The sequence below is a fragment of the Spirosoma litoris genome, assembly GCF_054776755.1.
Map to the genome: position 1 here is coordinate 59,939 of NZ_BAAHBI010000061.1, position 22,775 is coordinate 82,713.

Consider the following 22,775-nt stretch of genomic DNA (forward strand, 5'->3'; position numbering starts at 1 on the left):
AACTATCGGGTTAATAATGAGTTAATTGAACTTAAAAGCAGTGCTTGCTTTTGCAGAATGAGCGATTCCAGAAGCTGTATTTCCTGTACGTGCAGTTGCTGAAGGTTAACGATGTGTTGTTGAGTGGTCATGTTGGGTAAGAGGACTGGTAATTCAGCCAGCTCATTTTTTCGAATCGAGAGAATCGAACTACCTGCTCCCAATTGCTGAAAGTAAGCCTGACAGGCAGGTAGATTAAGATAAGTACTAAGATAGTCTGGTAGGATTTGGTCGAGTTTAGGGCGAATCACAAAAAAAATAGTTGAAGCAATAGCTGGCCCTATATCGGAGTGATAACACCAGGCAAAGATACGATTTCCTTTCCCGACTAGTAGTACATCACCTTTCTGAAGAAGATGCTTTTCCAATTGATTATTCTGAGAAAGAAATGAATCGAGCTGATCTGTTTTTAAGCTCCCGGAGTCGGTAAAGTGTTTAGCCTGAAGGTAAATAATCGGACCTATTTCTATCGGTTTTTCATACACACCAAATCGGATGTCCGTCAAGTCGGCTAGTTTATAATCCATGTGTGTAACTAATGTGTGTAAATTAAAGATAGTAGAAGCTTACAAAAATACTAAATAAATAGTAAGCTATAAACAGTTTTACGTGTCATCAGGTTGTAAAGCTACCCAATCAACCATTTTTTATGCAACTATTAGTCGTAGGCGCTACAGGAGATACGGGCTTGCAGGCCGTTGAGCAAGCACTTCAGCGAGGCCATTTTGTTACAGCATTCGTGCGCGATCCCACCAAACTGTCCATTAAGCACCCAAATCTAACGGTATTGACTGGGGATGTGCTCAAGCCCAATACCCTTCTCCACGCCGTCAGGCGTCAGGATGCGGTGTTTTGTGCACTCGGCAGTCGACCCGGGCAAAACGATCATGTGGTAGCCGACGGTACGAAAAATTTGATTACCATCATGCGGCAGGCGGGTGTTCGACGGCTACTCGTCGTATCGTCGTTGGGCGTAGGCACGAGTTATGAAGAAGCCTCTCTCCCCAGTAAGCTGTTTATCAAAACGTTCCTGAGTGGCGTAATCGCTGAGAAGGAAATACAGGAGCAAGCCATTCGTCAGAGCAAACTCGATTGGGTCATTGCCCGGCCAACCCGGCTGACAAACGCTCCGCTTACGGGCAAGTATCGGTTGGGTGAACATTTACCCTTTTCGTTGTTTGCCTTACCCAAAATCAGCCGTGCCGATGTCGCTGCTTTTCTGCTTGATCAGTTGGATAAAGATGTGTACTTGGGTAAAGCTGTTACGATTACGGGAAAATAAGACGCCTTGGAAACCTATTACTCTGGTTGTGAGCTAACGATCTTGCAATCGCACCGCTTGGTCTCGGCTGGTAAGGTAACGGGTTTATCGAAACTACTGTTGGGAGCCAGTGTTCGGGTAAACGTGGTATATTTCTCTTTAAGCTGATTTCCGGCTTCGTCGAAGGCAATTATTTTTACCGACACATCTTTATGAGAACGGGATGAGTGGTTTTTTACAACCACGTTAACCGTCGACGTTACCAGTACATTGTCTATTTCAGAACAATCGACCCCTAAATCAATCGTCTTGGGCGTTAGGGATGTATGATTCAGTTTTGAGATAACGAATAGAGCAATCCCGCCGAAAATAACGACAAGCAGAATTAATCGAACCAGTGCTTTCATAAGGATCGTTAGGGGTTATTGGCTTCCAGCGCTTTTCTCGCTTCTTTTTCCCGTCGCTTTTGCTCTCGTCGTTCCTGCCGAAGTTGCTTGCGGGTTTTAACTGTGTCGGTGGGGGCTGGTTCGTTCGTGATGACGTCAGGCGTTGATCGGCGTTCAGGCTGAACAGTCGATTGCTCCTCATCCGTCCGTTTCTCATCGGCCTTTTTGCCTTTAAATAACCGGCGGAAGAAGTTCCCGATTCCGGTACCCCCTTCGCTGTCGTCGTCGGCATCAATATCTGCCGGATCTGTCATCAGGCTGTCGCTTTGGAATAAGGAGTCTACAGGAGTAACCTGACGACGAAGTCCTTCGCGAAGGCGAACGCTGTAGAAGCCATAAGCGCCTGAATCAGGAGCCGTCAGACCTCGCTGGGACATAATCCGACCAATAAGTCTAAAGTACCCACGTACGTTTCGGACCTGAAGAGTGCCATCGGGTACGAACCAGTTTAAAGCAGCTTTAGGGCGGGGCACCACAAAGGCTAGAAAAATACTCTCGCCCAGATCAAGTTCAGAGGGACTTTTGGCAAAGTAATAGCGAGCGGCTTCACCAATGCCGTAAATATTTTTTCCCCACTCAATAATATTGAGGTAGACTTCATACATCCGCTCCTTGGAAACGATGTGCTGATTCTCGATCAGCCAGACAATCAGGATTTCTTCAACTTTACGGGAAATCGTCTTATTTCGATTCAGGAAGACATTTTTTACCAACTGCATCGAAATCGTACTGGCTCCTCGCTTGAATGATTTCTCTTTAAAGTTGGTCGCAATAGAGACGCGGAAGGCTTTCTCGTTGAAGCCCTTGTGCGTGAAGAAATTATAATCTTCTGAGGTTAATAATGCATTCCGCAGATCAGGCGAAATCTGATCGATAGGGGTATAATCTGGGTTTTCGGGGCCAACAACAATATCCCGAACGGGTTTACCTTTCTCGTAAGGGGTATAAACAAACGGCTGGTTAATAGCTGCGAAATCCGTGCGGCCCATTTGCAGAATCTGGAAGCCTTCGGAGGTTAGACCCGAATCGAATTTTACAGAATCGGGTAAGGATGAATCTAGTTGGAAATCAGCATCGTACCTGAGCTTTCCCGATACTTTCATGCCTTCCAGCGATTCAAACAGTCCCTGCGGAAATGAATTAAAGAGGGCCTGAGCGTCCATAGGGCCTGTATGTAACTGGGCCTCATAGATCTTTGTTGGCTTGAGCGTATATTTCAAAAAAGGATGAGCGCTGACTTCTCCTAAGTGTAAGGTTGATGAGCTATCGATACCCACATAGTTTTCGCCAACAAACAGGTGGGCATCCATGGCCGCACGGGGCACCAATACATCGGCACGGGCAATGGCCGGATGGTTAATCCGCAAGTTCTGAACAGAACCCGCTCCTTCAAGCCGAAACTCACCGCCCGAACGATCAACCTCATGAAGTTCGGCCCGTAGGGTATCGGCCTGGAGTTTTAAGTTAAATTTCTTCTGAATATAAGGGAGTTCAATTGGCTTCCCTTCGGCATACAAGGCCAGATTATATTCCCGACCGGCAGGATCAGCGGTGCCTGTCACGTGCCAGGTTGCCTGATTGCCGTTTAGTTTTAGCGTTGAGGTTACGTCTTCGTCTTTAATAACCGCTGTTTGCGTGAGCAAACTTAGAGTATCGTCCGTATCCATAGCCCGAAACTCCAGATTGCTGATATTCAAGTCATCGGGAATCTTAGACAGAATATTGTCGATCAGGTTTTCGGTTACATCAGCCAGATTTGTACGTTGGGATGATTCAGCCGAAGGGTCAGCAGTTGCTGTAGAGTCGCGTTTTTTGTGAAGCAGGAAGTCAATATTCGTGAGCGAATCACGCTTTACAACCTGAACAAGGCCATTTTCGAGGGTCATGCCCGACAAGCCGATTTTACCAGCCAGTAACGGCCAGAACCGAACTGCCAGTTCAACCCGTTGGATACGAGCCAGACTGTCGCGTTGTTCAGGCACGACTGAAATATCCGTAAACGCCAGCGAGCTTAATCCGGTAAATTTGGCTGAGCCAATCCGAACATCAAGATGATAATCCCGTTTTGCTTTACGGATTCCTCGTTCGAGGGCAGTTTTTAACAGGCTTTCGCGCTTGAAATAAGCCACGCCAGCACCTACACAGGCCAATAAAAAAATACTCAGAAATATCCAGCCAGCGATACGCAGAGCCTTCTGTTGACGTTCCGTCATACTTAGTCACTATTCTCGAATCGCAAAGATAGGGGTTTTTGGGCGAAGGGCATGGGGTTTGGGTGAACAGCATGGAGCCGGGAGCTTGGAGCAGGGATTCTAGCAAGCCGATAGCCCTGCTCCGGGCACCTTGCTCCCTGCTCAAAAATCCAGATGACAGTTCGTCCAGCCGTCGTCGAAGCGGGTACCAAACTGCTTATAGAAGCCAATAGCAGGCTCATTCCAGTCCAGAACCTGCCACATCATACCAGTGCAATGGGTTTCTTTGGCCGTTTCAATGGTAGCATCCAGCAGGAGTTTTCCTACGCCATAGCCTCGAAAATCTTCCGTCACAATAATATCTTCCAGGTACAGACGCTTGCCTTTCCAGGTCGAATAGCGGAAGAAGTACAAGGCCATGCCGACAATATTTTTGGTGTCTGAGTCTTCGGCCATAATCATCCCAAAAAGAGGGTTGGGGCCAAAGCCATCAAGCGCCATTTGTTCAACGGTGTTGCTAACCTGATCGGCAGCTCGTTCGTAAACAGCTAATTCCATAACTAAAGCAAACGCTTCAGGGATATCCTCAAGGGTGCCAGGTCGAATTGAAATCATTTTTAAATGATGAATGATGAATGATGAATGATGTTGCCTTCAGCGATTACTTTTTGCTGTAAGAATAATGCTACGAATTAATTTTAGTAATTCGTTTGCATCCTGATAAATGCTTTCAAATTCGGCTATAGTTAGATAGTCTGTTGCATTTAATAACTCAAGCCAATATAATGTCTCGTCTGCTTCTTTCTGAGCAACGCCCATTTTGTGAATGAAATCAGCTTTACTTTCTGCATTATTGCCTTCACGTACATTTGCTCCTACCGATGTACCGGATCGTAGCATCTGTTTGCTTAGAACAAATTCTTTTTTAGTGTCTTTAAGATGCTGATAAAGTCGGATAATGCGAATGGCAAAACGAAAACTCTTATCAAGAACAATATTATTCTTTTTCATGGTACAAGTAGGGCAAAGTGGGTAAAATTCATCATTCATCATTCATCATTTTCCACTTCCTCCATTTATTAAGGGCCGCCTGAAAATCATCGGGTAGGTCCGAGTCGAACTGGAGCCATTCTTTCGTTCGGGGGTGGGTAAAGCCCAATGATTTAGCGTGGAGAGCTTGCCGGGGTAAAAGCTTGAAGGCATTTTCAACGAAGGCCTTGTAACTTCCAACCGGATTGCCCCTTAAAATACGATCTCCGCCATACATGGCATCGTTGAATAATGGATGCCCAATATGCTTCAGATGCGCGCGAATCTGATGGGTGCGGCCTGTTTCGAGATTACACTGTACTAGCGCAACATAACGTAGCTCTTCCAAGGTTTTATAATGCGTAATGGCCCATTTCCCCTTGGTCTCATCGTCGTAAATCACCTGTACTTTCCGGTCTTTTATTGATCGACCAATGAAACCCGTAATGGTACCATCAAGCGGATTGGGAACGCCCCAGGTAAGGGCATTGTAGGTGCGCTCAATCGAATGTTCGAAGAATTGTCGGGCCAGATGCGTCATGGCATACTCGGTTTTGGCAATTACCATTAACCCCGACGTGTCTTTGTCGATTCGGTGTACTAAACCTGGACGGATTTCTCCATTACGCGATGTGGGAAGATTCTGAAAGTGATAGACCAATGCATTGACCAGTGTGCCATCCCAGTTTCCGTGAGCGGGGTGAACAACCATGCCCGCAACCTTATTGATGACCAGCAGGTCGTCGTCTTCAAAGACAATGTTGATCGGGATATTTTCGGGCTTGACGTCGGTATCACGAGGTGGATGAGCTAACGAAATCGTTATAACATCCAACGGCTTTATTTTGTAACTGGCTTTGGTGAGTTTATCGTTTACCCGAACCGATTCGGCATCAATGGCTGCCTGAATTTTGGTACGGGTTGCGTTTGGCAATCGATCCATCAGGAAGCGATCAATCCGCAATAGTCCCTGGCCTTTATCCACCACGATTCGGTGGTGTTCGTATAATTCGTCGTCTTCTGGTAATTCGTCGTCTAGTTCTGCCATTTTCTCAACTAAAACCTATAAGATTTCTTCAAACCTCCTAGGTTTGTACAAGACAAAATTACGGATTATGAACGAACTTGCCCGCCAGTTAGCTCATTTGGTGGGAAACTCGCCACTTCAGGCAGTAGAGAATCCTTTTCCTGAACCCGTTACGATCCGTTTATTCCTAAAACGTGACGATCTGTTGCATCCGCAGGTATCGGGCAACAAGTGGCGTAAACTCAAGTATAATCTTCTGGCCGCCCGCAATCAGGGGTTTTCAACCTTGTTAACTTTTGGCGGAGCCTATTCCAATCATTTATATGCGACGGCTGCGGCTGGCCATGTGTTCGGTTTTAAAACGATTGGTCTTGTTCGGGGCGAGGAGCTTGCCAGTAAGCCGCTCAATCGAACCCTCGCTTTTTGCCAACAAAGCGGTATGCAGTTACAGTTTATTAGCCGAACCGATTATCGACGGAAAGGGGAGCCTGATTTTCTAAATGCGTTATCTGCCGAATTCGGACCTTGCTATAGTTTGCCAGAAGGCGGTACGAACGAATTGGCTATTCGAGGTACGGCTGAAATTATTCCAGAAATTAGTACACAGTTAGGCTATACGCCCGATTTTGTATGCTGCCCAGTTGGCACAGGTGGTACTGTAGAAGGACTGGCACAGTCGGCACTCAAAGAAACAAGCATCTTAGGCGTAATGGCGTTGAAAATTTCGGATGTCGATAAGCAGGGCAATTGGCGGCAATTGAACGACTATCATTTCGGTGGATATGCTAAAACCACGCCTGAGTTGATCCAATTCATTCAGACGTTCGAACGAAAAACAGGTGTCTTGCTTGAGCAGATTTATACCGGAAAAATGCTTTATGGTATTTATGATCTGGCCCGAAAAGGATTCTTCCCACCTAACGCAACCGTTGTGGCCGTTCATACGGGCGGGTTACAGGGGAGGAGTGCGGAGTTGACTATGACGAATCAATAAAAATCCCCTATTTTTCCAATATGGAAACGATTTTCACGACCGAGCGAGTCAGACCCTTATTAGTACGAGTTCAGGAATTTGTTCAAACTGAATTGATTCCGCTCGAAGACGGATTTTCGCATAATAATCTTGGCGCTATTATTCCCATCCTCGATCAGAAACGGGAGTTAGTCAAAGCTGCCGGTTTGTGGGGACTGCATCTATCAAGAGAGGAGGGGGGGCACGGACTTACGTTGTGCGAATTTGGCCAGATTAGTGAAGCATTGGCACACGCGCCCTTTTTCGGGCATTATGTGTTTGGGTGTCAGGCACCGGACATCGGTAACACCGAATTGCTTCACAAATTCGCTTCGGAAGAGCTGAAAGAACGGTATTTGAAACCGCTGATGGCGGGCGAAATTCGTTCTTGTTTTTCAATGACCGAACCCGATTTTGCGGGTTCAAATCCTACTCGGATGGCTACTTTAGCTGCACGTGATGGAAACGACTATGTGATTAATGGCCGTAAGTGGTTCACATCCTCGGCCGATGGTGCTGCTTTTGCGGTGGTAATGGCTGTGACAAATCCGGATGCCGCCCCGCACCAGCAAGCCAGTATGATTATCGTTCCAACCGATACGCCTGGCTTCAACATTGAACGAAATATTCCCGTTTTTGGCGAAGCGGGTGAAGGCTGGTTTAGCCATGCCGAAGTGACGTATACCAACTGTCGGGTTCCAGCTGCAAACGTGATTGCAGGCGAAGGCATGGGGTTTCGACTGGCACAGGAACGGTTGGGCCCTGGACGCGTTCACCACTGCATGCGCTGGGTTGGTAATGCCGAAAAAGCGCTGGATCTGATGTGCAAACGGGCTGCCACCCGTGAGATTGAAGAGGGTGTTATGCTGGGTGAAAAGCAGTTTATTCAGGATTTCATTGCCGAAAGCCGAGCCGAAATTGACGCTTGTCGACTTTATGTGCTCAATACCGCTCACATGATTGATACAGTGGGCGTTAGCAATGTTCGCGATGCTGTTTCAGCTATAAAATTCTATGTAGCCAATGCTTTTCTGCGCGTACTCGATCGGGCTATTCAGGTACACGGCGCCCTAGGCGTTACCGATGATACCGTGCTTTCGGCTATGTATCGGCATGAACGAGGAGCACGTATCTGGGACGGAGCCGACGAAGTACACAAACAAAATCTGGCAACCAATATTCTGAAAAAATACGGCCTGGACATTAAGCAAAAAGCAAAAGAACTGCGCCAGTTTCGGCAAATGATGGCGGCTGAATCATCACTTTAAAATACTATAAATGATTGATTAAGAGGGTTGGATAGTATATACCCTATATCATACATCCTATATCAAATGCTTTCTCTCGATGCGCCCCGCGCTGTTCGCTTTGGCGAAGAACTTGACCTGAATCTGTTGCATGAGTACCTCCGGCAGGTTGCTCCTTCGGTAGGCGAAATTCAGGAAGTACGTCAATTTGCAAACGGCTTTTCCAATCTGACGTATTGGCTTAAAACCAGCAATCAGGAGTATGTATTGCGCCGACCGCCGTTTGGTGCCAACATTAAAGGAGGGCACGACATGGGTCGAGAGTTTCGGGTATTGTCGCTGTTAAAAGGACATTACGATAAAATTCCAGAGCCTATTGTCTACTGCGAGTCAGCGGATATAATTGGCGCGCCATTTTATATCATGACGCGCATTTCAGGCATCATTTTGCGTGCGCACATGGCCCCAACATTAAACCTCGATCCTGCCTGGATGCGTGAGTTATCGGAGGCATTGGTCGATAATTTGGTGGCTATTCATCGTTTAGACATTGAGAAAACGGGGCTCATCCAGTTGGGCAAACCAAACGGCTACGTACAAAGGCAAGTGGAAGGCTGGAACCAACGCTATCGGACTGCCGAAACCGACAAAATTGAATCCATGAACCACGTTGGCTATTGGCTTCAACAGAATTACCCTATTGATCAAGCGTCTGCTTTTCTGCACAACGACTACAAATTCGACAATGTTCTGTTCGCTTCCAACGAAGCCACGGGCGATCCACTACCGCTCATTAAAGGCGTATTGGATTGGGAAATGGCAACGGTCGGCGACCCACTGATGGATTTGGGGGCTACGCTTGCCTATTGGTCCGAAGCGGAAGACAGCCCAGCGTATAAAAATTTTAACCTGACCTGGCTACCCGGTAATTTAACCCGGCAGGAAGTGGTGACCCGTTATGCCGAACAGAGCGGGCGTGACCTGAGCCAAATCCTATTTTATTACGTGTTCGGACTGTATAAGAACGCCGTAATTGCCCAGCAGATTTACACTCGCTGGAAACAGGGGCACACGAAAGACGCTCGCTTTGGGCATTTGCTGCCCATGATTATTGAGTTGGCGGATAATGCAGCAAAGGCTATCGAGCGTGGCGAGATTTAGTGTACACTCGCCCGCCGGAGTCGATCATTCATGGCCCAACCTAGTCCCTGATTTGGTAGGGGTTCAGCGTAAATAATGTCGATGGGGAGCGTATCTAAAGCACGCAGGTACGCGAAGAGATTTTTAGCCGCTTCGTTCAGGTCGCCTGTAGGGGAGAGCACTCGCTGATGTTCAGTCGAAATGCCGCCGAATGGCTCCCGAAACACTAAAGCACCTGCCTGCTCATTCGGTTCAGGAGTATGCCCCGCAGCGACTAGAATTAGCGGTTTGCGAGGGGCGTAGTGACTGCTTAACATGCCTGGCGCTTTCGGGTTCGAGGTCGAATGGGTTTGTACGGAAATGGGCCCGACTACTTGCTCGATTTGTTCTAAAGCCATACCGCCTAGCCGAAAGACGGTAGCCTGGTTGTTCTCAAAACCTACAATCGTTGATTCAATACCAACGCCTGCCGGACCTCCATCCAGAATATAAGGTATCTGATCGCCCAGTTGATCGGCGACATGCTGTGCGGTAGTCGGGCTGATGTAGCCAAATGGATTAGCACTCGGTGCGGCCAGGGGAAAATCGAGCGAGCGTAGTAAATCAAGCGTAAGCGGATGATTTGGAATCCGAACTGCAACGGAAGGTAAACCTGCCGTAACGAGGTCTGGAATTAAGTCACGTTTAGGAAGAAGCAGTGTTAACGGACCGGGCCAGTAGGTCTCGGCCAGTTTTCGGGCTGGCTCAGGAATGTCGGTTACAAACTGGTCGAGCTTTTCGAGCGAGTCCGTATGGATAATGAGCGGATCGAAAGAAGGGCGATTCTTGACCTGGAAAATCTTCAGGACAGCATCCAGATTAAATGCATTTCCGGCTAATCCATATACTGTTTCGGTAGGGATACCCACCACGTTTCCTGCTTCCAGAAACTCCTTTGCTAACCGCGTATTTGTACCAATCTGTGCCATGGTACAAAGATAAGGGAGAAAGGAGGAAGGGGACGAGAGGACAGAAAGGATTGGTCTATTTTCCCTTTACTCCCTCTCGCCCCCTTCCTCCTTTCTCCCTTCTTTTAATGATGGTGATGGCCACCTGGACCATGCGCATGGCCATGCGTTAGTTCATCCGCTGTGGCATCCCGAACGTCGATTACTTCGACATCGAAATAAAGATTCTGATCGGCAAGGGGGTGATTAGCATCGACCGTTACCGTATCAGGGCCAACTTCAGTTACGGTAACAACCTGGCCCTCATTGGTCTCAAATTGCATCCCAACTTCAATTTTCTGGCCGCCAAATGCCCGAAGAGGAACAGCTTCTACCAATCGGGAATCGCGCTTACCATACCCTTTCTCAGGAGAAACGTCTATTTGAAAATGATCGCCTTTCGTACGGCCTTCCAGCCCTTCTTCCATACCCGGAATGAGGTTATTAGCCCCATGTAGATAGTATAATGGATCTTGTCCCTGGCTAGAATCTAAAATGTTACCACTACTATCACGAAGTGTGTAGTGAATAGAAGCTACTTTGTTTTTTGTAATGTTCATATGGTTTTCTAGTGAACAAGGTTCGTTCTTCACCGACAACAAGCGAAGAAATAAAGGTGCTTGTGGTTTAGATTTAATTGATAAGCTCGCTTAGCCCTGATAAGTTTGGTTGATAGAAAATTTTTTTACTTTCTGTCTGATTTAAGCCTAGCTGGGACCCTCGTAAAATGACGCTTCCAGTAGGTTAAGCCAGACTGTGATTACGTCTCGCAAGGCGTTTTCTTTGGCTAGAATATCCTCCATTCCTTGACGATGAAAATCCGTTGGTCATCTTTATAATCTCCTTCCAGTAGTCCAGATGTGTGTAGAAGGCAACAGCCAGAAATCGCTATCTTTGCTTTATGAATGAGCGCTTCAAATTTTGGCTCAAGCGCGTTGGCTGGCTGGGCTTTTTCTTCTTCCTCATCAAAGGCCTCCTTTGGCTGTTGATTCCATACCTTATTGCAAAGGGCGTTTTCTCTAAATAAATAACGTTGTCCCTTTCGCTCATTTTCTGACTTTTTGGGCAATTTTCTGCCGTTAACCTACCGTTTACTCAATAAATCGGGGCAGTTGCTTCGGGCTTATCTTGTGATAAGCTGTATGTTTCATTTTCCAACTAGACTCAATTAGCATGAAAAAGAAACTCGGTTTGAGTGGAGTAGTGGCGTGTGTACTGCTCTCTGGTTTGTTTGTAGCGGCTAATGCGCAAACACAGAATTCGGCGGGCCAACTGGCCACCAGTACGACATCCGAAGCCAATTCGGTATTGAAACCAAGTCATTCGGTAACGAATAAAGACTTGGCGATCAGTGCTGCCAGATCGGCCAGGCACACGACTTTGTTTAGGGCTATGCGTGTATCAGGCCTGACAGAGCAGGCGAGTAGTAAAGGCCCATACACGGTGTTTGCACCTACGAATGAAGCCTTCGATAAACTTCCCGTCGGAACGCTGGATGAGTTAATGAAACCTACTGCTAAAGCTAAGCTACAGAAGTTGTTAGCTTATCACGTTGTGAAGGGTAAATATACGGCCGATCAGTTGCAGGATGGACAGAAGCTTAAAACGGTAACGGGAGGCACTCTAACCGTAAGCAAGCAAGGTGAAACGCTAAGCATCACCGACGGAGCAGGCAACACCGCCACCATCGATCAAGGGGACGCAGAAGCAACCAATGGCGTAGTGTATTCAATTGATTCCGTATTGATGCCAGGCACGAAATGATGTTAAACTCTGGCGCGAGTATGTACTCGTGCCTATTAATAAGTCAGTATCCACTGACGCAAGCGAATGCTTGCTCTATTAACAGGCATGAGTACATACTCGCGCCAGAGTTTAAAAAACAATAGTCTAGCTTACTGGTTTGATAGACTAATGATTAGGTAGGAACTTTACAGGTAAGATTGTTATGGAAAATCAGGAAAAAGAAGACATCATCCGGGCTAAGCAAGCCATTTCGCCCGCCGGTTTGGCAAACCAATCGATTGAAGGAACCAGTGGCCCAGGTAGTCAGATCGACCCAGAGGAGTTAGAGCCTGATGCGTTGGAAGAAGACTATATGGATGGCGACAACATAGCTGCCAACGTGCGGATGACGCACCCAAATCGAAACCCCAACCCTAAGCCGAGTATTGACAAGCCGGCGTATAGCTAATCAACGAAACGGGCAACTCAATCAGGGTTGCCCGTTTCGTTGTTGGATAATTCAGAAAAAACAAAGGTAGGTTTGCTCAGTTTGGAATATAAGTAAAACGCAATAATACTCATGGATAACCTGGATAAACGAAGAATTGGAATTGGTGTTGCGGTGGTAGCCGGTCTTGTACTCCTATTCTTTGTGGGTAAGTGGTTTATTAAACAGAAAGCAACAAAGAAAGAGCAGGCTAAAGTTGAACAGACTCGTCAACAAGCGGAAAAGAAAGCAAAACAAGCACTCGTAACGCTACATCTTGTTTGCCGCTATGCCGATTCGGTTGGCATTGATACGACTCGATTTGGAGCTAAAGCTGGCCTTCCGGAAGCTGAAACCGAAGCAAAACTGACTGATCTACTTCTCGAAATTCGCTATGGTAAAAAGCCCTCCCGTCTGGAGTTTAGCGGATTAAAAGAAGCAGTTGATTCTAGTTGGACTCAAAATGTATACGAGGCTAGTAAGCCCACAGCTTTGGTAAAGCTTGCGCCGTTTGGGCCTTACAATCAGTTGGTAGGGCACTATAGTCGCCTGCGAAAATTAGCCAAATCGAATCCAGCCTTGGCTGACTCACTGCGATTAATTCGACAGACGCTTAATTTCTATCGGTACGTCAATCGCTTCGATGCCGACCGGTTTGTACTCGTCAATATTCCGGCGGGTGAATTGAACGTATTTAGTCGAGCAGGCGAACGGCTATTGCCCATGCAGGTTATTGCAGGAAAGCCCGATAAGCGCACACCCTGTATGACAACCTATGTGCAGGATATTGTGGCCTATCCGTACTGGAATGTACCACAGAACATTGCACTGGATGAAATGCTACCTCGCATGAAACGGAACATTGCGTTCATCTACAATCAAAATCTTCAGATCCTGAATGAGAAGAATGAGGAAATCGACCCCGAAGAAATAGATTGGGATGGCTTATCGACAACTAATTTTCCCTACCGTGTTCGGCAGGCATCAGGTTGTGAGAATTCGCTGGGGCTATTAAAATTTGATCTGGCTAATCCACTGGCCATTTACCTGCACGATACCAATAGTCGGGACTTATTTACGCAAACCGCCGATCGCTGGCGAAGTCATGGCTGTGTTCGGGTGCAGAAACCAGTTGAACTAGCGAATCTGATTTTAGGAAGTCAGACCTTCGATGCTGCGTTTATGACTAAATGCCTGGTCGACCAGAAACCGCGCACACTGAGCATTCCAAAGCCGTTCCCAGTTTTTATTGCCTATAACATTGCCGATGTCGACGCAACCGGAAAATTACGGTTTTACAAAGATGTATATGCGCTTGACAAATAAGCTGACTGTTTCAGATAGTCGGAGTTAGGGGCATACACAAATAAGCACGAACCGCCTTTAACTGCCTGAATAATCCCTTTAGAATCGGCGTACGGCACAGCTGGGCACCCTTGGCTCCGACCTAATCGACCTGTTTTACGAATGATGTCTTCACAAACGTAATCGGCACCGTGCAGTACAATATTTCGGTTAAAGACATTGTCGTTAAAGCCTTTTTCCAACCCTTTTAGTTGCAGCGAAAGACCATGTTTACCCATGTAGGTATTGAGCGTCTGGTAAAAGCCTAAACTGCTCTGGAACGATGATTGCGTATTCGAAAACTGATTGGGAACCAGATCGCCGGAATTGCGTCCGTGGGCTACATAGGTGTTAAAAACCAGCTTTTTGTTGAACAAATCGACAACGTATAGCCGTTTATGACTTGAAGGCTGGCTTAGATCAACAATCGTCAGCATCGATTTGGCCGTATCCATTTTCTGCCAACCACGTAGCGCATATTCGAAAACAGCTCGTTGTAAACCGGTTTGACTTAAGTTAAGCTCGTCGTAGATGGCAAGGCGTCCAACAGCTTTAACCGTTTTAGGGGCCGAGACAGGGGCCGCAGTTACAACGTTACGGGTAGATTTGAGTCCAGTGGTAGCAAAATAAATAACTACTAAACCAACCAGAAGCAAAAGAACATTCTTCATACCGACAAATAAGTGTGTTTATGGGTTTATGAGGATGTATATTGACAACAGACTCATAGGTGTTTTAATTCGATGAAGATACTACTTTTTCTCTAAAAAAATTATCGTATGACCGCTTACGAACAAGCTGTTCGAAATGAATTGACGCGCTGGCAGCAGGCTATGCAAAAGCCACCATCAACTTTTGGTAAGCTCTCTACATCGCTTCAACATCGGATTAATCGCATCATTCCCAATCGTGTACATGCTATTATTACGGCCACGATCAAGCAAATGACGCGCGCCGTTTTGTTTGGGGCGGAGTTTCTTACGCGTACTCCTGTGCTTGGTGAAACACTGGCTCAGCGCGATTCGGCAGTAGCCAGACGAATTGATTTTTATCGGAAAACCAGCGCTGCCGAAGGGGGTGTTACAGGCGCTGGGGGCTTTTGGCTAAGCATGGCCGATTTTCCGATATTGTTGGGTCTGAAAATGAAAATGCTGTTTGAGATCGCCAGTTTGTATGGATTTTCTGTGAGTGATTACCGCGAACGGGTGTTTATTCTGTATATTTTTCAGTTGGCTTTTTCGAGCCAGGAACGTCGGCAAGTGATTTATGAGTATGTAGCCAACTGGCCCGAACATAGTCGACAACTACCGGAAGATATTAATCAATTCGATTGGCTAACATTTCAGCAGGAGTATCGTGATTATATTGATCTGGCAAAAATGGCGCAATTGATTCCCGGTATCGGGGCTGCGGTTGGGGTAGTGGTCAACTATCGACTCGTTAACCAGCTGGGCCGAACCGCCATGAATGCCTACCGAATGCGGCTACTGGCTGAGAATCCGGCGTTGTTGCAAGGGTGATGTCTCATCAGAACTTTATTCATCAAACATACTGAGCATGTTGGAAAGCCCATTTTGGGAGTGCAAAGAGGCCGTTTGCTCTAATGTGATTCCGCCAATTTGAGCAAATCTAACCAACATCTGTTTTTCATACTCGGCAATGGCTGTTTGCACATCCAGAAATTTACTGATGGTCAGACACTTGCTCAATTCTAATGCATCGAGCATAGCCATATTGACGCCTTCGCCTGCATAAGGGGGCATCAGGTGAGCGGCATCGCCCAACATGGTTAGATTCGGTAGCGTATTCCAATGCTGATCTAAGGGCATACAATACTGTGGGCGGGGTATGAACGGAGCGTCTGCTTTTTCGAATAGTTCGAACCAACTACTATCCCAGCCTGCAAACTCCCGTTGAAACCAGGCCAACACCTGTGCGTTATCATTGAAATTGATGCCACTCGTGCGAGCCCAATTCTCATCGGTTTTGCTGCCGGTATAAAATACAAGGCTTCCATCTCCTTTAGAACTGACAATCAATGTTTTTTCGTCGCTAATGGCAAATATTTTGCCTCCGTTTAAAAGCTTATGAACACCCGGAACTGTGATTGCAGAGTCATAGACTTTGCCTTCAACAACGGTAACGCCTGAATAAAAAGGCTTGATAGGGGTAATAAGTGGACGTATTTTGGAATTGGCTCCGTCGGCGGCAATAACAATGTCGGCAAGGGCGGACGTACCGTTTTGAAAATCAAGCTTCCAACCATCACCAACAGGCGATAGCGAAAGGAGGTACCTATCCCACACAACCGTATCTGGCTGTAAGGATTCCAGCAGAATTTTTCTTAGAGGCCCTCGGTCGATTTCTGGCCGGGATGTTTGGTGGTTTTCCGTTGTATCGTCATCGTAGAGGATCGTTGCGTGTTTATCGACGATGCGAATTTTGTCGGCTCCTGGGCGGAAATTAGCATTGAAGGCATCCATCAAATCAGCTTCCTGAAGTGCCAGTAGTCCTGAGTCATCGTGAAGATCAAGAGTTGCCCCCTGTACCCGAACATCTTTATTTACATCCCGTTCGTAGACCTTTACATTGGCGCCACGCTGTTGTAACAGGCGAGCGAGCGTCAATCCACCGGGGCCTCCGCCCACAATGGCTATTTGTTTATTCGTAATCAACATAGCTGAAATCGTTTATTGTGACGCAAAACTACTTTCGGGGCAATGTTGAAAATTGTATAAATCGGTCGTTTTTGTTCTTGGTGAGTTCCTTTGGCGTAACCCCCGAAAACTTCTTGACCTCTTTAATAAAATGAGCCTGATCAGTGAAATAGTGCTCGGGAAAAAGCTTCCCTTCTTTAATTTGAGTGAACGACGATTTGTAGCGTAAAATAGTACAAAAGGTTTTCAGCGAAAGGCCAAACCGCTGGCTAAAGTATCGATTGATCTGACGGCTATTCCAATGAACGGATTCGGAAAGTTCTTGGACAGATAAAGCCCCTTCTGAGCTATATATCAGGTCAAATAAATTTCGTTTTCGCTCGTCTACATTGCCTTTTAGCTGGCCAATCATCCTGTTGGAGATTTTGGCGCAAAAACTGCTAAAATCACGCAAATCGTCTTTAGTAATTCCCCAAAAGTCGTTCGGTAAATAGTCGACCTTATTTACCAGCGACGAAATAGTTGTATCGAGGAGATAATCGATTGCCAGTAATTTAAAACTGATCGCAAAAATGACGGATTCGGGAGCAATGGTGCCTTGAGAAGGCTCACTAGCTAAGCCAGCAATGGTGACATGGAAAGGCTCATTAGCTGAATACGAGAAAAAAATATCGAACCGACCATCTGGTAGAACAATTACTTCCTTTTCGACATCAGTGGGATTGGCAAGCATCCAGAAACTTTCCACAAAATCGGAAAGCACCGGATCGGGTTGGATGAGTTGGTAGCTGAGGTCTGCCACTAAAGTCCAGAAATTTTAAGTAATGCAGTCGATAAGGTTAATGGGCTGCCTGATAATACCAGCAACAGTCATGAAGAACAGTATCCTGCACCCGAACAATTATCCTTACTCATCAACCGCTAACTGCCGACTGACCCAATCGATATACCGTTGATTCTTGAAGGCAAACCACTCCGCCCGATAATCGCCCGAGTTGTCAATCTCATATTTGAACTCCCGGAACGGCCCGCGTCTGTCCAATGCTCGAAACAGCTTCTCTTGTAAACGAACATTGGTCAGTTGATTGGCAAAATCGACCATCACCTGATACGACTCCCTGGAACCCATTGCTTCAATCTCCAGATAGTCTTCCCGGTTGGTCTCTATCTCGTCTTGGGCCTGCTGTTCCTCTTCTTCCCAGTCGGCGGTTGGAAACTTCGAGCTGTCAATGATAAAGACCAGTTGACCGGATTCCTTATGGCAAAAGGCACGAAGGCCGCAGTCTAACTGCTCGGCAATTTCCTCAATTTGTTGTTTATCTGGTCTAAGCACAGTAATTCTCCTTCAATTGACTAAGTATTTAAAATCCGGTTATCTGCTATCGAGCTGTAATCGGGGGCGTTTTTGTGTCGCAGCCAAGCCCAATATGATCGTGTAAAGCAGCCAGATGGGGCGTTTCTTATATCTGTAGGAGCTGGATAGGAACGCCCCAAAAGACCCGTTTCATGTCGACCGAAAACATGTACTTTCCGCTTCTTTGAAACACCTAACAATTACATGTGATGGTGTCCATACCAACTGGTCTAAAAACTTTGACTTCGAGTCGTCCTTCCTGTTGCAAGGGAGCTTAATCGTTAGATAACTTCTCTTGAATCTCAAAAACAAACTCAATCGAAACTCCCGCCAGTTTAGCTGCCTGGTTCGTAGTCAGTCCCATTTGCAGTGCATTTCTAACGGTCTCAGCTTTCTCGGTTTCTCTGGCACGCTTTTCTGCCTCTTGAATCTTTCTATTTTCATTTTCAACAGCTAGGGCATTGGCCGAAATGGTCATTTCATAAGCCATCCGTTTCTCCGGGGTCATGGCCCGTGTGTCCAATTCCTTGATAGCCGCTTCTAGCCATTCCTCATTCCAGAACTGTGGGAATTGCTTGGGTTTAGTAGCTTTGTGTACCGTCTTCATGGTGTAAATGAGTTTGTCCAAATCAGTTTGAACGCTGGCTAAACGCTTCCTGAATTTAGCTAATTCTATGGTTATAGACGTAGTCTGGTCGTCAATCAGTTCGTTCTTTTCGTTTTTCAGAATGGCAACGTTATGATAGTCAGTGATATGTGGAAATATATTTACCGCTAAAATGCCGATGCAGTATATTCTCGGCAATCCTTCAAATCGATATTTCCCTTTCCGAATTAACGTATTTAATCGGTAAAATGAGTAGAATTTCATTCGTTGAATGAGGTCTGGGTACTTGCTCAACTGCATTTCAACGATAAACTGATTACCCTTTTCATCCACACAAGCTATGTCATATACTCCGCTACGGCTGTCTTTGGTCAAGCCAGGAATCTCGCTTTCAATAAACTCTACTTTGGCAATTGCTACGGGCGATTGAATCAGAGCCTGTAAAGCCTTGCGTAAGAATCGCGTGTCGGACTCGTTACCAAAGGTCACTTTGAAGCCGTAATCGGAAAGAATCGAAATGAATCGCTCGTTGTCATTGTACAAGTCCATATAATAAAGTTATTGGAAAGAGTCAAAACCCTTATTAAAGCGTTTCCCTGTCGCACGAATACTGGACCTTGAATCCCTGACTAAAACGTATAAGCCAATTGCGTTATTAAACTAAGCTCAAAAGCCGAATCATTGGTAGTAGCACCACCCAATTGACCAAACTTATACGTCCAGGTAGGTTGTGCCATGAGCGTGTAGCGATTATTTACTTTATAGCGGGCACCGGCACCGAGCAGTCCATTGAAAATTGGGCGGGGCGACGATAAAAGTCGCAGATATTGCGTTGGTTCATCTCCTCGTCGGACAACCACTTGGGAGGTAATTGGCAAATCAACAAAGACACCAAGCGAAAAATACGGAGATAAGCGCTGAGTCGACGAATAGTAGTTCAGTAAAAGCGGAAAGCGAATCACCCGGTTATGTACTGTCACAGTTCCGGGCCCTGCTATGGCTTGACGCGCCTGCCGAAGGCTCTGTTGTTGGAACCAGATGCCTGATGATACCGACCAGCCAGGAGTGTAATTATACAAAATTGATAGGCCCGCCGAGAAACCGGTCGACCACCGACTGCCACTTATATAAACCGGCTCTACAATTTGTCCATCACTTTCAGGATAGAAATAGCGGTAATTATAAACAGTGTGGGAAAACGTTGGCGACAGTGTAGGTGCAATCGATAATGTCGGCTGACTCCAGGCAAGCGCAGCCGGAAAAAGCAGGACAGCAACTAGAAAACGTAAACGCAAGTTCATGAAAAAACGGCCAGTTGAGTAACGGAAAGATACGCCAACAAACCGAATCGAGCAGTTAACTTCGCCCCAAAATTACCAGCCCACGTTTGTACTCATGCTCTTTTTAGGTCTTAGTATCCTGCTTTCGGTACTGTTGCTATTGAATTTTCGGATATTTCCTCGTTACGAAGTCAATACGTTTCAGGCAATTGTATTCAATTATCCCGTTTGCTTTCTGACGGGCCTGTTGTTGCTACCCGCGGGCCAATCGTTCGCCATCGATTTTTCACAAACCTGGACCTGGCTGGCGTTCGGACTAGGCGTGGGTTTTATTTTGACCTTTCTGCTGTCGGGGGCGTCTACACAGCGGATGGGTATTACGGCTACATCGTTAGCCAATAACCTGTCGTTAGTTATTCCGGTCTGTTTTAGCCTTTTCGTTTTCCAGACGGGCGGTAAAACTTTTGATCTCTTAAATTATCTGGGGCTGATTCTGGCCGTTGTTGCGGTAGGACTGAGTACCTATAAAAAGGAACCGCCGACTGTTGAAGCAGATTCATCAACTAAATCCACATCGCGCCGGTTGGGAGCCAATGTATTGTTGCCGGTTGCTGTGTTTTTGTTTTATGGAGCAACCAATACGATGATCAATTACATGAACATCCGTTACATTCCTTCTGCTGATAAAACCATTCAGGTAACACTGACGATGGTACTGGGAGCTATTGTAGCTGGATTGCTGATGCTAGTTGTACGGATCATTCAAGGGAAAGAAAAAATTCAAGTCAAGAGTCTGATTGGCGCTGTAACGCTCGGCGTACCCAATTTTCTGAGCTTCTATACCCTGTTGTTGGCGTTGTCGGCTTTTGGTAGCAACGGCGCTTTTGTGTATCCGCTTTATAACATTGGCGTTATTCTGGTGGCTGCACTGATGGCTGCCCTGTTTTTTAAAGAGCAACTTTCGACTGCGAATAAAATTGGTTTGGCTTTGGCCATTCTGGCAATTGGGCTGATCTCGTGGCAGGAACTAACAGCACTTATATAGCGGGCGTTTCGCCCCAGGAAGCGGCTTGATTACCGACCCGTCTGAACCGGAATCAACGTTTACGGAAGTAAAAACAAAGTTGCTAGTGCTTACCAATGCGCGGAGAGAATAAAGATCTTTGCGCATCCTTTGCGTTTAAACACATGAGAACAAATCGTTTCTATTTACTAGCTGGCTTACTTCTGGCAGTAGCCTTCATAACGCTCTCGGCGTATTCGATAAAAAAGCTGGAGACACCTTCGTCACCACCGCCCCTTGCTCGTCCGAATGCCGTCCGGCCCAACATTATCTTTATTTTCTCGGATGATCATACGCATCAGGCCATCAGCGCTTATGGGAGCAAGCTGGCTAAAACACCGAACATTGACCGGATCGCGAATGAAGGTGCCATTCTGCATACCAACATCGTCACCAATTCGATTTGCGGACCCAGCCGAGCTACGCTGTTGACTGGACAATTTAGTCACGTGAATGGCTATAAACTCAACGAGAAAGTATTTGACGTTCGGCAGTCGGTATTTCCGGAAGAATTGCAGAAAAATGGGTACCAGACGGCCTGGGTTGGGAAAATGCACCTGGGGGCACTTCCTCATGGATTCGATTACCTGAATGTACTGCCAGGGCACGGGCATTATTACAACTCAGACTTTGTGAATTCGAAAAACGAGACGGTTCGGTATCCGGGTTACGTGACCAACGTGATTACTAAGCTTTCGCTCGACTGGCTGAAGCAGCGCGATGAGTCGAAACCGTTTTTTCTGGTTGTCGGACACAAAGCCACCCACCGCGAATGGCTGCCCGATATTCCCGATCTGGGTGCTTATGATAACAAAACATTCCCGTTACCGTCGACCTTTTACGATGATTACAAAGGGCGTTTAGCCGCTCAGGATCAGGACATGACGATTGATAAAACCATGCGCCTGCAAGAAGACCTGAAAGTGCATATCGACTACGAGAAAAGTGGTACTTACAATCGGTTTACCCCCGAACAACGTAAGCCTTTTCAGGCCTATTATGATAAAATCAGTCAGGAGTTTGATGCGAAGAAGCTAACTGGCAAGGCATTGGTCGAATGGAAATATCAGCGCTATCTGAAAGATTATCTGTCAGTTGCCAATTCGCTGGATCGGAATATTGGGGAGTTGCTCGCTTATCTGGATAAAACAGGTCTGGCTAAAAATACGGTGGTGGTGTACGCATCCGATCAGGGCTTTTACATGGGTGAGCACGGCTGGTTCGATAAACGCTGGATTTACGAAGAATCCCTGAGAACGCCTTTTGTGATTCGGTATCCAGGCGTGATCAAACCCCATACGCACATCAACCAACTGGTTTCTAATATCGACTGGGCGCCCACGTTACTCAACCTGACGGGTACAACTATTCCAAAGTATATTCAGGGTGAATCGTTTTTGCCGTTATTGAAAGGAGAAAAGACGAATTGGCGAAAAGAAGCGTATTATCATTATTACGAGTTCCCGCAGCCGCACCACGTATCTCCGCATTTCGGCATTCGAACCGAACAGTATACATTGGCTCGGTTTTACGGACCGAAAGATTTCTGGGAATTGTATGACATTAAAAAAGACCCGCACAATCTGCATAATTTGTACGATTCAAAAGGTTATGAAGCGATTACGGCTGATTTGAAAGGAAAACTAAAGAAGGAGATTCTGAAGTATAAGGATGAAGAAGCGCTTAAGATTTTGGAAAGTAACTAGTGAAAAAATAACCTCGCCCCCGGCCCCTCTCCTGTTTTCAGGAGAGGGGAGAAAAGGGGCACTAGCTTTATCAATCCTAACTTTAGGAAATAGGACTAGAGTATCCTTTTACTTAGTCCCTCCCTTGTTTTCAGGGGAGAAGTTGGGCGGTCGGCCGCTGCCGTGGGGTAGAT

Annotated in this window: 25 protein-coding genes; 10 read left to right on the forward strand and 15 right to left on the reverse strand. The window is 46.4% G+C overall.

Annotated elements, in window-relative coordinates:
* Window positions 1–2: 2 nt before the first annotated feature.
* On the reverse strand, window positions 3–566 hold the full coding sequence (locus tag ACYVGR_RS31035) for a restriction endonuclease subunit S (RefSeq protein WP_460963852.1): 564 nt from the start codon (window positions 564–566) through the stop codon (window positions 3–5).
* 122 nt (window positions 567–688) lie between these two features.
* Here ACYVGR_RS31035 and ACYVGR_RS31040 point away from each other — a divergent pair, with 122 nt between their 5' ends.
* Entirely contained in the window at window positions 689–1,321 is a 633-nt protein-coding gene (locus tag ACYVGR_RS31040) for an NAD(P)-dependent oxidoreductase (RefSeq protein WP_460963853.1), read from the forward strand.
* Window positions 1,322–1,338: 17 nt separating this feature from the next.
* Here the strand turns inward: ACYVGR_RS31040 and ACYVGR_RS31045 are convergent, their stop codons facing one another.
* The 5 genes from ACYVGR_RS31045 to ACYVGR_RS31065 form a co-directional block, all read right to left on the reverse strand.
* The gene (locus ACYVGR_RS31045) at window positions 1,339–1,707 is read right to left on the reverse strand and encodes an FxLYD domain-containing protein (protein ID WP_460963854.1); all 369 of its coding nucleotides are present in this window, start codon (window positions 1,705–1,707) and stop codon (window positions 1,339–1,341) included.
* 8 nt (window positions 1,708–1,715) lie between these two features.
* Window positions 1,716–3,959: a transglycosylase domain-containing protein gene (locus tag ACYVGR_RS31050; RefSeq protein ID WP_460963855.1), complete on the reverse strand. Its 2,244-nt coding sequence runs from the start codon at window positions 3,957–3,959 to the stop codon at window positions 1,716–1,718.
* 141 nt (window positions 3,960–4,100) lie between these two features.
* Complete coding sequence (locus tag ACYVGR_RS31055; protein ID WP_182463834.1) at window positions 4,101–4,553, reverse strand: GNAT family N-acetyltransferase; 453 nt, start codon at window positions 4,551–4,553, stop codon at window positions 4,101–4,103.
* A gap of 39 nt (window positions 4,554–4,592) precedes the next feature.
* A complete protein-coding gene (locus ACYVGR_RS31060) occupies window positions 4,593–4,949 on the reverse strand; it encodes a four helix bundle protein (RefSeq protein ID WP_460963856.1) in 357 nt (118 codons plus the stop codon).
* A 31-nt stretch (window positions 4,950–4,980) separates the two neighbouring features.
* Window positions 4,981–6,015 (reverse strand): RluA family pseudouridine synthase, encoded by a 1,035-nt coding sequence (locus ACYVGR_RS31065; protein ID WP_460963857.1) that lies wholly within the window; start codon window positions 6,013–6,015, stop codon window positions 4,981–4,983.
* A gap of 67 nt (window positions 6,016–6,082) precedes the next feature.
* Here ACYVGR_RS31065 and ACYVGR_RS31070 point away from each other — a divergent pair, with 67 nt between their 5' ends.
* The 3 genes from ACYVGR_RS31070 to ACYVGR_RS31080 all read left to right on the forward strand — a co-directional run bounded on the left by ACYVGR_RS31070 (window position 6,083) and on the right by ACYVGR_RS31080 (window position 9,414).
* Complete coding sequence (locus ACYVGR_RS31070; RefSeq protein ID WP_460963858.1) at window positions 6,083–6,988, forward strand: 1-aminocyclopropane-1-carboxylate deaminase/D-cysteine desulfhydrase; 906 nt, start codon at window positions 6,083–6,085, stop codon at window positions 6,986–6,988.
* 20 nt (window positions 6,989–7,008) lie between these two features.
* Window positions 7,009–8,274: an acyl-CoA dehydrogenase family protein gene (locus ACYVGR_RS31075; RefSeq protein WP_460963859.1), complete on the forward strand. Its 1,266-nt coding sequence runs from the start codon at window positions 7,009–7,011 to the stop codon at window positions 8,272–8,274.
* Between the two features lie 66 nt (window positions 8,275–8,340).
* Entirely contained in the window at window positions 8,341–9,414 is a 1,074-nt protein-coding gene (locus ACYVGR_RS31080) for a phosphotransferase family protein (protein ID WP_460963860.1), read from the forward strand.
* On the opposite strand, the gene ACYVGR_RS31085 is transcribed toward ACYVGR_RS31080, so the two are convergent.
* From ACYVGR_RS31085 to ACYVGR_RS31095, 3 genes are all read right to left on the reverse strand, one after another.
* Window positions 9,411–10,361, reverse strand: a complete 951-nt coding sequence (locus tag ACYVGR_RS31085; protein ID WP_460963861.1) for an L-threonylcarbamoyladenylate synthase — start codon at window positions 10,359–10,361, stop codon at window positions 9,411–9,413. The two genes, ACYVGR_RS31080 and ACYVGR_RS31085, sit on opposite strands and share 4 nt — an antisense overlap.
* A 104-nt stretch (window positions 10,362–10,465) precedes the next feature.
* Complete coding sequence (locus ACYVGR_RS31090; protein ID WP_460963862.1) at window positions 10,466–10,939, reverse strand: FKBP-type peptidyl-prolyl cis-trans isomerase; 474 nt, start codon at window positions 10,937–10,939, stop codon at window positions 10,466–10,468.
* Window positions 10,940–11,166: 227 nt separating this feature from the next.
* On the reverse strand, window positions 11,167–11,448 hold the full coding sequence (locus tag ACYVGR_RS31095; protein WP_460963936.1) for a hypothetical protein: 282 nt from the start codon (window positions 11,446–11,448) through the stop codon (window positions 11,167–11,169).
* A 104-nt stretch (window positions 11,449–11,552) separates the two neighbouring features.
* Here ACYVGR_RS31095 and ACYVGR_RS31100 point away from each other — a divergent pair, with 104 nt between their 5' ends.
* From ACYVGR_RS31100 to ACYVGR_RS31110, 3 genes are all read left to right on the forward strand, one after another.
* Window positions 11,553–12,143, forward strand: coding sequence for a fasciclin domain-containing protein (locus ACYVGR_RS31100; RefSeq protein ID WP_460963863.1), 591 nt, complete (start codon window positions 11,553–11,555; stop codon window positions 12,141–12,143).
* 184 nt (window positions 12,144–12,327) lie between these two features.
* Window positions 12,328–12,573, forward strand: coding sequence for a hypothetical protein (locus ACYVGR_RS31105; RefSeq protein WP_460963864.1), 246 nt, complete (start codon window positions 12,328–12,330; stop codon window positions 12,571–12,573).
* Between the two features lie 111 nt (window positions 12,574–12,684).
* Entirely contained in the window at window positions 12,685–13,917 is a 1,233-nt protein-coding gene (locus ACYVGR_RS31110; RefSeq protein ID WP_460963865.1) for a L,D-transpeptidase family protein, read from the forward strand.
* Here ACYVGR_RS31110 and ACYVGR_RS31115 read toward each other — a convergent pair.
* Window positions 13,887–14,606, reverse strand: a complete 720-nt coding sequence (locus tag ACYVGR_RS31115) for a murein L,D-transpeptidase catalytic domain family protein (RefSeq protein WP_460963866.1) — start codon at window positions 14,604–14,606, stop codon at window positions 13,887–13,889. The genes ACYVGR_RS31110 and ACYVGR_RS31115 overlap by 31 nt on opposite strands.
* 108 nt (window positions 14,607–14,714) lie before the next feature.
* Between ACYVGR_RS31115 and ACYVGR_RS31120 the strand changes: the two genes are divergently transcribed.
* Window positions 14,715–15,455 (forward strand): EcsC family protein, encoded by a 741-nt coding sequence (locus ACYVGR_RS31120; RefSeq protein WP_460963867.1) that lies wholly within the window; start codon window positions 14,715–14,717, stop codon window positions 15,453–15,455.
* Window positions 15,456–15,470: 15 nt separating this feature from the next.
* On the opposite strand, the gene ACYVGR_RS31125 is transcribed toward ACYVGR_RS31120, so the two are convergent.
* The 5 genes from ACYVGR_RS31125 to ACYVGR_RS31145 form a co-directional block, all read right to left on the reverse strand.
* The gene (locus ACYVGR_RS31125; RefSeq protein ID WP_460963868.1) at window positions 15,471–16,613 is read right to left on the reverse strand and encodes an FAD-dependent oxidoreductase; all 1,143 of its coding nucleotides are present in this window, start codon (window positions 16,611–16,613) and stop codon (window positions 15,471–15,473) included.
* 28 nt (window positions 16,614–16,641) lie between these two features.
* Window positions 16,642–17,394 carry a helix-turn-helix domain-containing protein gene (locus ACYVGR_RS31130; RefSeq protein ID WP_460963869.1) on the reverse strand — a complete coding sequence of 251 codons (753 nt, stop codon included), beginning with the start codon at window positions 17,392–17,394 and terminating at the stop codon, window positions 16,642–16,644.
* A gap of 105 nt (window positions 17,395–17,499) precedes the next feature.
* On the reverse strand, window positions 17,500–17,925 hold the full coding sequence (locus tag ACYVGR_RS31135) for a UPF0158 family protein (RefSeq protein ID WP_460963870.1): 426 nt from the start codon (window positions 17,923–17,925) through the stop codon (window positions 17,500–17,502).
* A gap of 295 nt (window positions 17,926–18,220) precedes the next feature.
* Window positions 18,221–19,102, reverse strand: a complete 882-nt coding sequence (locus tag ACYVGR_RS31140; RefSeq protein WP_460963871.1) for an Rpn family recombination-promoting nuclease/putative transposase — start codon at window positions 19,100–19,102, stop codon at window positions 18,221–18,223.
* An 80-nt stretch (window positions 19,103–19,182) separates the two neighbouring features.
* On the reverse strand, window positions 19,183–19,854 hold the full coding sequence (locus ACYVGR_RS31145) for an outer membrane beta-barrel protein (protein WP_460963872.1): 672 nt from the start codon (window positions 19,852–19,854) through the stop codon (window positions 19,183–19,185).
* Window positions 19,855–19,948: 94 nt separating this feature from the next.
* On the opposite strand from ACYVGR_RS31145, the gene ACYVGR_RS31150 reads away from it, so the two are divergent.
* Both ACYVGR_RS31150 and ACYVGR_RS31155 read left to right on the forward strand, forming a co-directional pair.
* Entirely contained in the window at window positions 19,949–20,878 is a 930-nt protein-coding gene (locus ACYVGR_RS31150) for an EamA/RhaT family transporter (protein ID WP_460963873.1), read from the forward strand.
* A gap of 143 nt (window positions 20,879–21,021) precedes the next feature.
* Window positions 21,022–22,602: a sulfatase family protein gene (locus tag ACYVGR_RS31155; protein ID WP_460963874.1), complete on the forward strand. Its 1,581-nt coding sequence runs from the start codon at window positions 21,022–21,024 to the stop codon at window positions 22,600–22,602.
* Window positions 22,603–22,775: the final 173 nt, after the last annotated feature.